We start from the raw sequence: 12,622 nt of genomic DNA, 5'->3' as shown, positions 1-12,622 counted from the left end.
ACGCCCCAACCAGCGGCCCCAGCACACCATTCGGCAGTCGCAGCGTCCCAACCAGCGGCCCCAGCAGACCGTTCAACCGCCGCAGCGTCCCAACCAGCGGCCCCAGCGCCCCGTTCAGCCGTCGCCCAGTTCCGCGCGGTCGGCGGCGGCTCGGCCCTGGTGCCAGCCGGCGACGTCCCGTACGCCGCGGAGGCGGACCGGAGCGGTGTCGGGGAAGAGGCTGCCGGTGGTCTCGGCCACGGCCAGGTCGCGGGCGGCCAGGACCGGCCGGAGGTCGGGGGCGGTGCCGGCGGACTCGGCGGTGGCCGTGGCGGTGGCGGCCTCGGTGGCCGCGGCCAGCCGGTCGCGGATGCGGTCCGCGTACCCGACGAGGAAGGTCTGGCGGAAGTCCCGGGTGCGGCGCGAGCGCCCGCGGGCGGTGGGGGCACCGCCCGGCTGCCGGAGCGCTCGGGGGAGGTCGTCGGCCGCCCGCTGCATCGCGGTGGTGGCCTGGCGGAGCAGCGAGGCGTAGAGCAGCTCGGCCGCCTCCAGGTCCGGCGGGAAGCCGACAAGCGTCGAGAAGCCGACGTCGGAGGCCCAGACGGCCTGGCAGCGGTTGGCGGCGGCGACGGCGTCCAGGAGCAGCGCCTTCGCCTGCTCGTACGGTCCCTCGATGCCGATCCGGATGGCCGCGGGCCCGTCCGTCGCACCGCCCGGGGAGCCGGCGAGCAACGCCTCGTCGATGCTGTGCCGGGCCATCAGCTCCTGTGCCTTGGCGGACAGCGCCTCGGCCTCCTGGGGGTAGCCGGTCGCCTCCGCCTTGGCGAGCAGTCCGCGGATCCGTCCGAGGGCACGGGAGGCGGCGCCGTCGGGGCCGCCCCGCGCGCCCACCCCGGGGGCGGTGGGCGGTGGTGGGGTCGGCAGCGGGGTGATACGGGGCAGCCGGGCCAGCGTGCGCAGGGTCGCCAGGACGTCGTGGGCGGTCTCGAAGCGGGTGGTGCGGCGGCGCCGGGCCAGGGCGTCGAGGTAGCCGCGGTCGGACTCCCACCAGACCTCGGCGTCCAGGTGCCGCAGCTGGTCGGCCCAGCGGGTGTCGGGCGCCGGGCGCTGCGGCCGGACCGCCTCGGCGGCGATGGCGTCCACCACCAGGGCCGTCTGGACCGGGTCGATGGCCTCCCGCCGGACGATCCGCTCCAGGTCGGCCGGCTGCCAGCCGCCCGCCCAGCACTGCCGTACCGCCGCCGCGGACGCCGCCACCAGCGCCGTGCTCACCGCCTCCCAGCCGGGCTCGGCGGCGGCCAGCACCGAGGCGCCGACCTCCAGGGCGTCCTCGGCCGCTGCGCCGTCGACGGCGTAACGGACGCGGCCCAGCACCTCCGCGACCAGTTCGTCGGCGGCCGTCGTCCGCGGCCCGCCGCGCCGCCCCTTGCTTCCCCGCTCGCTCACCCCGTCACTCTACGGAGGGCCGCCGCGGGGCCACGCCCCGGAGGCCCTCGGCGACACGGCGGACGGCAGCACGACGCCCGGCGCGCCGTTGTGGGACGGCGGCGCCGGGCGTCGGTGGTGCGGTGGCGCTGGCGGGTGCGCGGGGTGTCAGTGGCCGCGGGTCAGCCGGCCGCGCTGCCGGCCACCCACTGCGACCAGCTCATGTTCCAGCCGTTGAGGCCGTTGTCCGGCTTGATGGTGTGGTCGGGGGAGTTGATCACCCGCACCACGTCGCCGGTCTGCGAGTGGTCGAAGAACCAGGCGGCGTCCGTCTTGGGGTCATCGGCCCCCTTGACGTCTTCCAGGCCGATGCAGCCGTGGCTGGTGTTGGCGTGGCCGAAGATGCCCTTGCCCCAGTAGTTGCCGTGGATGAAGGTGCCGGAGGCCGACAGTCGCTGGGCGTGCGGCACATCGGGGATGTTGTACTCGCCCTTGCCGTTCTTCTTCTTGAAGCCGACCGTCGAGCCGTCCATGCGGGTCTGCTTGAAGCGCTCGGAGATGACCAGCGCGCCGTTGTACGTCGGGTGGTCGGCGCTGCCGGCCGAGATCGGGATGGTCTTGATGACCTTGCCGTCGCGCTCCACGGTCATCTCGTGCGTCTTGGTGTCGACCGTGCTGATCTGCGAGTGGCCGACGGTGAAGGTGACGGTCTTGTTCTGGATGCCGGTGACGCCCGGGGAGGCCTGGACGCCGTCGAGGCCGAGGTTCATGGTGACCTTGGAGTCGGCCTGCCAGTACTCCTCGGGCCGGAAGTCCAGCCGGGTGTCGCTGAACCAGTGGCCGACGACCTGCTGGTTGCTGCTGGACGAGACCTTGATCGCGGACTCCACGGCGGCCTTGTCCTTGACCGGCTTGTCGAAGTTGATCGACACCGGCATGCCGACGCCCACGGTCGAGCCGTCCTCGGGCGTGAAGTTGCCGATGAAGCTGTTGGCCGGGGAGACAGTGGTGAAGCGGGAGTTCTCCACCGCCTTGCGGCCCTGGGAGTCCACCGCGTGCGCGGTGACCTTGTAGGTCGTGGCGCGGTTCAGCGGCTGCTTCGGCGTCCAGGAGGTGCCGTCGGCGGACAGCGTGCCCTCGACCGTCTGCTTGGTCTCGACGTTGGTCATGGTGACGTCGGTGAGCTGGCCGCCACTGACCGTGACGTTGGCGTCGCTGTTGATGCCCGCACCGGTCGCGCCGTCCTTCGGCAGGATCGTGATCTTGGCGTCGGAGGCGTCCTTGGCGGCCGCCTCGTCGACCTGCTGGATGTTCTCGTGCCGGGCGCCACCGCCGCCGGCGCCACCGCCGTCAGCCGCACTGCTACCGCCGCACGCCGCCAGCGTGAGTACGCCCCCGAGCAGCGCGGCGCTGGCTATGAGCCCCTTGCGGCGCTTACTGTCCGTCATCACACGCATCTCCATTGCTACCGAGTTCGCAAAACATCCCCGAGCGAGCTGCCAACTGAACGCAGGCATATCTGGACGCAGGCATTCCGGCCGACGCCAATTGAACGCCTTTTCCGATTCGCCCGTTCCATTCCTCCGAAAAGTGTGGGGTAGGCCACGTAAGGGCGGTTCTTACGATTCGCGCGGGGCGAAGGGCACCCGGACCATCCGCACGGCCCGCCAGCAGGACCCCTCCGCACGGCTCGCCCGCAGGGCCCGTCCGCAGGGCCCGTCCGCAGGGCCCGCACGGCCTGCCCGTGGGGCCCGCCCGCACGTAGTCGACCCCCGTACGGCGTGCCGTGCCGTACGAGGGTCGTGGCCAGTAGACGGAAGGCCCCCTGGCTAGGACGGGCACCCCGGAAGGAGCGCCCCCGGCGTCAGCCCTCCCCCTCCGCGTCGTCCGCCAGGTCCCACTCCGCCGCGTCCCACTCGGCGTCCGGGTCGTAATCGGTCAGCTCCTCGCTGCTCCAGGAGGCCTGTGCCAGTTCGGTGCCCGGTACGTCGGAGACCAGGTCGAACGGGTCGATCAGCTGGGCCAGCGCCTCCGCGGGGTCCCCGGTGACGGTCTCCTGCGCCTGTCTGCGCTCGCCGTCGGGGAGCGAGGAGTCGGTCTCGATGTGGTCGAGGGCGGCTCCGGTCAGGGCGCCGACGTCGGTGATCTCCATGATCACTTCGACGTGAAGCCGCACAAAACGTGATGTCTCGCCATTGCTCATAGCACGGAGGTTAGGCATGGACCGGTCCTGACTTCCCCGCGACCCGCGGCGGTCACTAACATCTGCGGTCAACGGCCAATTCGCCGAACCCACAAGGGGGATCGCTTCCGTGACCGCACGACGACCACTACTGACCGCCGCGGCCGCGGGATCGGTGCTGTTCGCGCTGTGGTTCGTACCTTCCGCCAATGCCACCGCGGAGGCTGACGGAGCGACACCTTCCGGCCCGCGGGCGGTCTCCGCCCCGGACGCCGGGGCCGACCGGGCGGACACCACCACGGACGGCGGCGCCCTGGCGACCACGCCCGACACCGGCGACGTGGCTTCGGGCGCCGACATCCGGCCGCACTTCCTCGCCGACACCGGCAGCCCGGACACCACCCCGTACGTGATCGGCGGTGTTGCCTGTCTCGCGCTGGGCGCCGGACTGGTCAGCTACTCGGTGCGCCGCACCCACGACGACCTGCTCTGACCCGACGACCTGCGCCGCCCCAACGGCCGGCGCTGCCCCAACGGCCCGCGCTGCCCCAACGGCCGGCAGGGCGCCCGGGCCACCGCCCAGACGCCCCGGCGCCGCTCCGCACCCGCGGCCTACGCCAGCTCTCCGGTGACCGCCTCCACGGCCGCCACCAGACTGCCGTCCCGTACGAACGCATGGGCGCGCTCCAGGTCCGGCGCCAGGAAGCGGTCCTCGCCGGGCCCCTCGATACCGGCCGCGCGCACCGCTTCCAGCACCGCGCGGGTGGCGGGGGCCGGGGTCAGGCCCTCGCGCATCTCGACCGCCCGGGTCGCCGCGTAGAGCTCGACGGCGATGATCCGGGTCAGGTTGTCGACCGCGGTCCGCAACTTGCGCGCCGCGGACCAACCCATGGAGACGTGGTCCTCCTGCATGGCGGAGGACGGGATGGAGTCCACCGAGGCGGGCACGGCCAGCCGCTTCAGCTCGCTGACCAGGGCGGCCTGGGTGTACTGGGCGATCATCAGGCCGGAGTCGACACCGGGGTCGCCGGCCAGGAAGGCGGGCAGGCCGTGCGAGCGGTTCTTGTCCAGCAGGCGGTCGGTGCGGCGCTCGGCGATGGAGCCCAGGTCGGCGGCGGCGACCGCCAGGAAGTCCAGGACGTAGGCGACCGGTGCGCCGTGGAAGTTGCCGTTGGACTCCACCCGGCCGTCCGGGAGGACGACGGGGTTGTCGACCGCGGCGGCCAGCTCGCGCTCGGCGACCAGGCGGGCGTGCGCGAGGGTGTCCCGGCCGGCGCCGGCGACCTGCGGGGCGCAGCGGATGGAGTAGGCGTCCTGCACCCGCGGGGCGTCGTCCTGGTGGTGGCCGGTCAGGCCCGAACCGGCGAGCACCTTCAGCATGTTGGCGGCCGAGGCGGCCTGTCCGGGGTGCGGGCGGATGGCGTGCAGCTCGGGCGCGAGGACCTTGTCGGTGCCCAGCAGCGCCTCCAGGGAGAGGGCCGCGGTGATGTCCGCCGAGGTGAACAGCCGGGCGAGGTCGGCGCAGGCCATCACGAGCATGCCGAGCATGCCGTCGGTGCCGTTGAGGAGGGCCAGGCCCTCCTTCTCGCGCAGTTCGACGGGCTCGATGCCGTGCGCGGCCAGCAGCTCGCCGGCCGGGCGGACCGCGCCGTCGGGGCCCTCCGCGTCACCCTCGCCCATCAGCGTCAGCGCGCAGTGCGACAGCGGGGCGAGGTCGCCGGAGCAGCCGAGCGAGCCGTACTCGTGCACGACCGGGGTGATGCCGGCGTTGAGTATGGCGGCCATGGTCTCCACGACCAGTGGGCGGACGCCGGTGTGTCCGGAGGCCAGGGTCTTCAGCCGGAGGAACATCAGCGCGCGGACGACCTCGCGCTCGACCCGCGGCCCCATGCCGGCCGCGTGCGAGCGCACGATGTTGCGCTGGAGCTGGGCGCGCAGCTCGGGGCTGATGTGGCGGACGGCGAGGGCACCGAAGCCGGTGGAGACGCCGTAGACGGGGTCGGGCTTGGCGGCGAGGTCGTCGATGACGGCGCGGGCGGCGGTGACGGCCGCGAGGGCCTCCTCGGACAGCTCGATCCGGGCCGCGCCGCGGGCCACCGCGATGACGTCCTGTGCGGTCGTGCCGGACGTCCCCAGCACCACAGTGTGCATATCCATATTCAGGCACCCTAGAGATTGAATCGCCGGATGTCACCACCGGATTTCGGGATCACCCCTTACCGCGAGTGAGCACCATCGAGGCCGGTGAGCGCAAGCCCTTGCTCCCCTCACCTCCGGAAGCGGCGGCGCTCCGGCCCCGGGTGCCGGTCGGGGGCGTCCGCGAGCCGGACGACCGGGTCGTCCCTGCCGCCGTGCCGGCCGGCCACCACCGGCTCCCCGGAACCCGCCGCCTTGGCCTTGTACTGCGCGGCGTCCGCGAGCCGGAAGAGCCGGCGGCCGCTACGGACCGGGCCGATCGCGTCGCCGGTCGAGGCGACCCCCACCGCGACCCCCTCCCCGAGCTCCAACTCCCCCGCCCGGTCGCAGAGTTCACCGGCCACCTTGACCACCTCGTCGGCCGGTGGCCCCACCGCGAGCAGGCAGAACTCATCGCCGCCGAGCCGGGCGGCGAGGGTGCCGGGCAGCATCGCCCCGCACAGCGAGAGCACCGACCCGAACCGCTCCAGTAGCCGGTCACCCACCGCATGGCCGCACGAGTCGTTCACCCGCTTCAGTCCGTTGAGGTCGCACACCACCAGGCTGACCACCACCTCACTGCCGCGGTGCAGCTCCAGCGCCTCGTCCAGCCGCATATCGACGGCACGGCGGTTGGCCAGGCCGGTCAGCGCATCAGTGAACGCCAACCGGCGGGCCTCCGCCAGCCGCTCGGTCTGGGCGATGCCGGCGGCGGTGACGGCCGCCAGGACACCGGCGAAGGCGGCGTCGGCCCGGTGGAAGACGGGCTCGCCGGTGCGCCGGGCGACATAGAGCTCGCCCCACGCCCGGCCGTGCAGCACGATCGGCGCGACGACGCAGCAGCCCCGGCCGCGGCGGCGCAGTGCGGCCACCCGCTGGTGGTTGTAGGGACCGCCGCCCGCACCGGGCACCGGGTCCGTCTCGGCGGTCTCCACCCAGGCGCTGGGCTCGCCGCCGCCGGCCCACTGCTCGTGCAGGAAGCCCACGATCTCGGGGAATTCATGGACCGGGTAGCTCTCGTCCTCCGGGAACCCCTCCTCGCCCTCGGCGAGTTCACCGACGTTGACCAGGACCCGCAGCTTCCCCAGCTCGCGCTCCCACTTGGAGATCGCCGCGAAGGATCCCCCCAGGGCCTGACGCACGCCCTCCGCCGCGGCGTGCGCCGACTCGCGCGGCGTATGCGCGGCCGCCATCGCCTGCGCCAGCTCCACCACGGCCCGCAGCCGCGCATCGCCCTCGCCCGTCACCGGATCCTCACATTCCGTCACCGTGAGCACGCTCTGTACTACAGCGTAGGAATGTTTAACCCGTTTCGCCCCTTTCAGCCGGGGAATGACACCGCGGCGTTATCCGCGTCCTGCCTGGTGGGGCCGATCGCGGCCGGTCCGGGCAGTCCGTTCACGGAAAGTAACGAAGTCCGGTGCGCGACCCCTCGTACGGTCGGCGGGTCCCGGCCGGGCTCACTCCCCCGGCCACTGCGGATCCCGCTTCTCATTGAAGGCCGCCACGCCCTCCGCCCGGTCGCCGGAGAAGGCCACGCTGCGCCAGGCACCGTCCTCCAGGTCCAGGCCGGTACGCAGGTCCAGGCCGTGCCCGAGCCGCAGGGCGCGCTTGGCGGCGCGCAGGCCGACCGGCGAGTGCCGGGCGATCGCCGCGGCCAGCTCCAGCGCCTCGGCCCGGTCCTGCCCGTCCGCGGCCAGCTGGTCGATCATGCCCAGCTCCGCCGCCTCGGCCGCCGGCACCCGCCGCGCGGTGAACACCAGCTCGGCGGCGCGCGCCGCACCCACCCGGCGCGGCAGCAGCTGGGTGCCGCCGCCGCCGGGGATGACGCCCACCGAGACCTCCGGCAGGCCGACCACCGCCGTCCCGTCCGCCACGATCAGGTCGCAGGCCAGCGCCAGCTCGTAGCCGCCGCCCAACGCGAAGCCGTGCACCGCGGCGATGGCGGGCACCGGCAGCTCCAGTACGCCGGTGTAGGCGGCCCGGGTGTGCGGGCGCTGGCGCATCAGGTCCGCGTCGGTGAAGGAGTTGCGCTCCTTGAGGTCGGCGCCCACGCAGAACGCCCGCTCATGGGTGGAGGTGAGCACCACCGCCCGTACGGAGCGGTCCGCGGACAGCTCCGCACAGGCCTGCGCCAGGGCGTCGGCCATGGCCGTGGAGACCGCATTCATGGCCTTGGGGCGGTCCATGACCAGCTCCGCCACATGGCCGTGGCGCTCGATGCCGACCCAGCCGTCCGCGCCGAACCGTTCCATGAAGCCCTCCTCGATGAGCCCGCGTCCCTGTTAACGAGCGTTGACCTGAGCGACGGAAGGGATCATGCCAGCTGAGGGCCGCGCGGGACAGGGGGTGGGCCGGCCGGGCCGGGGACGGGTCGCCGGGCGGTCAGCCGCGCCGGGTCAGCAGCCACGGCTCCACGACGCCCAGCCCGCGCACCGGCCGCTGCCACATCGGCTGGAGCGCGAAGCGGTAGGAGGGCGGCGGGGCGCCGGTGCCCTCCTGGGCCGCCTTCTCGGCCGCCGCGGCGTCCGCCTCGGAGATGGGCGCGTCCCCGATCCGGCCCAGCTCCTCGGCGAACGCCTCGTCCACCAACACGGTGTCCTTGGGCGCTATCGAGGTCAGCCGGCTGGCCAGATTCACCGTGGTGCCGAAGACATCGCCCATCCGGGTCGTGACCGTGCCGAAGGCGATGCCGACCCGCAGCTCGGGCATCGTCTCGTCGTGGGTCATCGTCTCGATCAGCCGTAGCCCGATCTCGGCGGCGATCCCGGCGTCGTCGGCGGAGAAGAGGACCTCGTCACCGAGGGTCTTGATGAGCCGGCCGCCGTGCGCGGCGACCAGGTCCGAGCAGGTGGTCTCGAACGCCTCCACCAGCTCGCCGAGCTCCTCCTCCTCCAGGCGGCGGGTCAGGCGGGTGAAGCCCACCAGGTCGGCGAAGCCGACGGCGAGCCGGCGGTCGACCATCTCCGCGTCGTCCTGGGCCCGGACGACCCGGCCGGTGGCGGCGGCGAGCTGGCGCCGCCACACATAGACCAAGAACTCCTCCAGCTCCGGCAGCAGCAGCTGGACCAGGGGATAGGTGATCTCCGTACGGGTCAGACCGGAGTCCTGGGGCTCGGTGAGGCCCTCCAGGAAGGAATCGATCTGCCAATCGGCCAGACGGGCGGTGGTCTGCCCCGTGGAGCGGGCGACCTGCACCGCCATCGCCTCGCTCAGCAGACCGGCCTCGACCAGACCGGCGAGCCGGCGCAGCGCCAGCACGTCGGCCTCGGTGAGCGCCTTGACCTGGCCGATGTCGGCGAAGCCCATGGCCCGCCAGAACCGGGCCGCCAGGTCCATCGAGACCCCGGCACTGCGCGCCGCCTGGAACGGCGTGTAGCGGCGGTCGGCACCGAGGATGAGTTGTTCGAGACGGATGGCGATGTTGTTCTCGTCGCCCTCGTCACCGGCCGCCGGCGGATCGCCCGCGAGGGCGTCGCGCACCGCGTCGCCCTCGGTCTCCCCGCTGTCGGTGTCCACACCGCGCGGGACGCCGCCCGCGTCGTCGGCGGTCACCGGCCGCTCCCTGTCCGATCCGTGCGCACTGCCCTTCCGATCACTGCTCGTCCGAGGCCCGCTCCCTGTCGGACCGCCTCAACGATACGGCAGGTGTGCTCTGGCTCACTCTCACATGTCGGGTCCGGCCAAGGAAGGGCCATGGGCACCCCGTATGTGCGCAGGGCTCAGGAGGGCCCCGTCGCCGGGCGCAGATGGATGATGTCGCCCGCCCCCACCGGCCGCTGCACCCCCTCGCCGGTGGCCAGCACCAGCCGGCCGTCGCCGTCGATCGCCACCGCCTCGCCGGTCAGGTGGGCATCACCGGGGAGTTCGGCGCGCACCTCGCGGCCGAGGGTGGCGCAGCCCGCGGCGTAGGCCTCCTGGAGGCCGCTGGCCGCGGGGTCGCCGTCGGCGGTCTGCCACTCGCCGTACCAGCGCTCCAGGGACCGCAGGACGGCGCGCAGCAGCGGGTCGCGGTCGGTGGTGCGGGCGCCGGCCAGGGCCAGGGAGCCGGCGGCGGGGACCGGGAGCTCCTCGGCGGTGAGGGAGACGTTGAGGCCGATGCCGATGACCACGCCGTCACCGGCCCGCTCGGCGAGGATCCCGCCGGTCTTGCGTTCGGCGCCGTCGACCGTGACCAACACGTCGTTGGGCCACTTGAGTGCCGTGTCCACACCGGCCGTCCGGGCCAGCGCGGTGGCGGTGGCGACGCCGGCCAGCAGCGGCAGCCAGCCCCAGCGCTCCACCGGGACGCGCGGGGTGAGGAACACCGAGAAGAACAGGCCGGAGCGCGGGGGCGCCGACCAGGTGCGGTCCAGCCGCCCCCGGCCGGCGGACTGCTCCTCGGCCACCAGGATCGCGCCCTCCCGCTCCCCGGTGGCCGCCCGGTCCGCCAGATCGGTGTTGGTGGAGCCGGTGGCGGGGACGATGTCGATGGAGGTCCAGAGACTGCCGGAGTGCACCAGGGCGCGGCGCAGCGCCGTGGCGCTCAGCGGCGGGCGGCCCAGATCGCTCCACCGGCCGGCGTCTTTGTCCTGGTTTCCCGGAGGTTGAGGCGTCATGGCACCAGCCTAGGTGTGGTCAACGACGCAGTGCCGCTGAGCAGCCCCGCCGATACGCTACGAGTCGGTAGCCACACACGTACCACCCTCAGTACGAGCACCCTTTCCAGGACGAGCAGGAGCCGCATCCCGATGTCCGAGCCGGAAGCAAACATCCACACCACCGCGGGAAAGCTGGCGGATCTGCAGCGGCGGGTCGAAGAGGCCACGCACGCCGGTTCCGCCCGGGCGGTGGAGAAGCAGCACGCCAAGGGCAAACTGACGGCGCGTGAGCGCATCGATCTGCTGCTGGACGAGGGCTCGTTCGTCGAGCTGGACGAGTTCGCGCGGCACCGGTCGACCAACTTCGGACTGGAGAAGAACCGCCCGTACGGCGACGGCGTGGTGACCGGTTACGGCACCGTCGACGGCCGCCCGGTGGCGGTGTTCTCGCAGGACTTCACGGTCTTCGGCGGGGCGCTCGGCGGGGTCTTCGGCGAGAAGATCGTCAAGGTGATGGACTTCGCGCTGAAGACCGGCTGCCCGGTCGTCGGCATCAACGACTCCGGCGGCGCGCGCATCCAGGAGGGCGTGGTCTCGCTGGGCATGTACGGCGAGATCTTCCGCCGCAACACCCATGCCTCGGGCGTCATCCCGCAGATCAGCCTGATCGTCGGCCCGTGCGCGGGCGGTGCGGTCTACTCCCCCGCGATCACCGACTTCACCGTGATGGTCGACCAGACCTCGCACATGTTCATCACCGGACCGGACGTCATCAAGACCGTCACCGGCGAGGACGTGGGCTTCGAGGAGCTGGGCGGCGCGCGCACCCACAACACCACCTCGGGCGTGGCGCACCACATGGCGGGCGACGAGAAGGACGCCATCGACTACGTCAAGGGCCTGCTGTCCTACCTGCCGTCCAACAACCTCTCCGAGCCGCCGGTCTTCCCCGAGGAGGCGGACCTGGAGACCTCGGACCACGACCGCGAGCTGGACACCCTGGTCCCGGACTCGGCGAACCAGCCGTACGACATGATCACGGCGATCGAGCACGTCCTGGACGACGGGGAGTTCTTCGAGACCCAGGCGATGTTCGCGCCGAACATCGTCACCGGCTTCGGTCGGGTGGAGGGCCATTCGGTCGGTGTGGTCGCCAACCAGCCGATGCAGTTCGCCGGCACCCTGGACATCAAGGCGAGCGAGAAGGCCGCGCGCTTCGTGCGGACCTGCGACGCCTACAACGTCCCGGTGCTGACCTTCGTGGACGTCCCCGGCTTCCTGCCCGGCACGGACCAGGAGTACGACGGCATCATCCGCCGCGGCGCCAAGCTGATCTACGCCTACGCGGAGGCCACGGTCCCGCTGATCACGGTCATCACCCGCAAGGCGTTCGGCGGCGCGTACGACGTCATGGGCTCCAAGCACCTGGGCGCCGACCTCAACCTGGCCTGGCCGACCGCGCAGATCGCGGTCATGGGCGCCCAGGGCGCGGTCAACATCCTGCACCGCCGCACGCTGGCCGAGATCGAGGACCCGGCCGCGCTGGAGACCCGCCGCCAGGAGCTGATCCAGGAGTACGAGGACGCGCTGCTCAACCCGTACGTGGCGGCCGAGCGCGGCTATGTCGACGCGGTGATCATGCCGTCCGAGACCCGCCGGCACATCGTGCGCGGGCTGCGGGCGCTGCGCAACAAGCGCGAGGCCCTGCCCCCGAAGAAGCACGGCAACATCCCGCTCTAGGAGGTGCGGTCGACATGATCAAGGTCGTACGGGGCAACCCGACCCCCGAGGAGCTGGCCGCCGCGGTGGCGGTCGTCCAGGCCCGGGCGGTGGCCGCGGCCGCCGGACCGGCGTCCCAGGACCGTCCCGGCAGCGAATGGGCGGATCCGGCGTCCACCGTCCCGGCACGGTCCCGGCTGCCGCACCCGGGGCCGCAGGCCTGGCGGACGAGCTTCTGGCCGCGCTGAGCGGCCACCCCCGTGCAGGAACCCGCGGACGAAGTCGGTGCATGATGCACTGACTAGTCCCTTGCGCCGAGGCGCCTGAGTACGCGTACTCAGGCGCCTCGCGCGCGTCGGGCACAGGATCGATACATGCTGTGGTCAGATCCGCCCGATGAACCGCCCAAGGAGCTGCGCGATGTGCAGGCCATGCTCCGCCGGCTGGGCGTCGTACTGGCCGTGGCGGCGGTGCTGCTGATGTTCCTGCTCCCGGACAGGTGACCGGCACACCCCACGGGTCGCGACAGTTCCCGTACGGCGGGAGGTAACACTCACACTTC

General features: G+C 72.7%; 12 protein-coding genes. 4 read left to right on the top strand and 8 right to left on the bottom strand.

What is annotated here, in order from left to right; all coding sequences use genetic code 11:
• Positions 1-114 precede the first annotated feature (114 nt).
• The 3 genes from AB0G84_RS02700 to AB0G84_RS02690 form a co-directional block, all read right to left on the bottom strand.
• A complete protein-coding gene (locus AB0G84_RS02700) occupies positions 115-1,425 on the bottom strand; it encodes a DUF2786 domain-containing protein (RefSeq protein WP_361314397.1) in 1,311 nt (436 codons plus the stop codon).
• 161 nt (positions 1,426-1,586) lie between these two features.
• On the bottom strand, positions 1,587-2,852 hold the full coding sequence (locus AB0G84_RS02695; protein WP_361314394.1) for an Ig-like domain-containing protein: 1,266 nt from the start codon (positions 2,850-2,852) through the stop codon (positions 1,587-1,589).
• Positions 2,853-3,268: 416 nt separating this feature from the next.
• Positions 3,269-3,607 (bottom strand): hypothetical protein, encoded by a 339-nt coding sequence (locus AB0G84_RS02690; protein WP_361314391.1) that lies wholly within the window; start codon positions 3,605-3,607, stop codon positions 3,269-3,271.
• Positions 3,608-3,716: 109 nt separating this feature from the next.
• Between AB0G84_RS02690 and AB0G84_RS02685 the strand changes: the two genes are divergently transcribed.
• Entirely contained in the window at positions 3,717-4,079 is a 363-nt protein-coding gene (locus AB0G84_RS02685; protein ID WP_361314388.1) for a hypothetical protein, read from the top strand.
• A 119-nt stretch (positions 4,080-4,198) separates the two neighbouring features.
• On the opposite strand, the gene hutH is transcribed toward AB0G84_RS02685, so the two are convergent.
• The 5 genes from hutH to AB0G84_RS02660 all read right to left on the bottom strand — a co-directional run bounded on the left by hutH (position 4,199) and on the right by AB0G84_RS02660 (position 10,359).
• A complete protein-coding gene (hutH, locus tag AB0G84_RS02680) occupies positions 4,199-5,743 on the bottom strand; it encodes a histidine ammonia-lyase (protein WP_361314386.1) in 1,545 nt (514 codons plus the stop codon).
• Positions 5,744-5,853: 110 nt separating this feature from the next.
• A complete protein-coding gene (locus AB0G84_RS02675; RefSeq protein WP_361315114.1) occupies positions 5,854-6,954 on the bottom strand; it encodes a sensor domain-containing diguanylate cyclase in 1,101 nt (366 codons plus the stop codon).
• A 267-nt stretch (positions 6,955-7,221) separates the two neighbouring features.
• Positions 7,222-8,016, bottom strand: coding sequence for an enoyl-CoA hydratase-related protein (locus tag AB0G84_RS02670; protein ID WP_361314383.1), 795 nt, complete (start codon positions 8,014-8,016; stop codon positions 7,222-7,224).
• Between the two features lie 130 nt (positions 8,017-8,146).
• On the bottom strand, positions 8,147-9,244 hold the full coding sequence (locus AB0G84_RS02665; protein WP_361315112.1) for an adenylate/guanylate cyclase domain-containing protein: 1,098 nt from the start codon (positions 9,242-9,244) through the stop codon (positions 8,147-8,149).
• Between the two features lie 239 nt (positions 9,245-9,483).
• Positions 9,484-10,359: a biotin--[acetyl-CoA-carboxylase] ligase gene (locus AB0G84_RS02660; protein WP_361314381.1), complete on the bottom strand. Its 876-nt coding sequence runs from the start codon at positions 10,357-10,359 to the stop codon at positions 9,484-9,486.
• A 132-nt stretch (positions 10,360-10,491) separates the two neighbouring features.
• Between AB0G84_RS02660 and AB0G84_RS02655 the strand changes: the two genes are divergently transcribed.
• From AB0G84_RS02655 to AB0G84_RS02645, 3 genes are all read left to right on the top strand, one after another.
• The gene (locus tag AB0G84_RS02655; RefSeq protein ID WP_361314378.1) at positions 10,492-12,081 is read left to right on the top strand and encodes an acyl-CoA carboxylase subunit beta; all 1,590 of its coding nucleotides are present in this window, start codon (positions 10,492-10,494) and stop codon (positions 12,079-12,081) included.
• Positions 12,082-12,095: 14 nt separating this feature from the next.
• Positions 12,096-12,308, top strand: a complete 213-nt coding sequence (locus AB0G84_RS02650; protein WP_361314375.1) for an acyl-CoA carboxylase epsilon subunit — start codon at positions 12,096-12,098, stop codon at positions 12,306-12,308.
• Between the two features lie 126 nt (positions 12,309-12,434).
• Positions 12,435-12,563, top strand: a complete 129-nt coding sequence (locus tag AB0G84_RS02645) for a hypothetical protein (protein ID WP_361314372.1) — start codon at positions 12,435-12,437, stop codon at positions 12,561-12,563.
• The last annotated feature ends 59 nt before the right edge of the window (positions 12,564-12,622 follow it).

The organism is Streptomyces sp. NPDC020742 (assembly GCF_040641675.1).
Lineage (GTDB): Bacteria > Actinomycetota > Actinomycetes > Streptomycetales > Streptomycetaceae > Streptomyces.
This window is presented reverse-complemented; position numbering and strand designations above follow the sequence as displayed.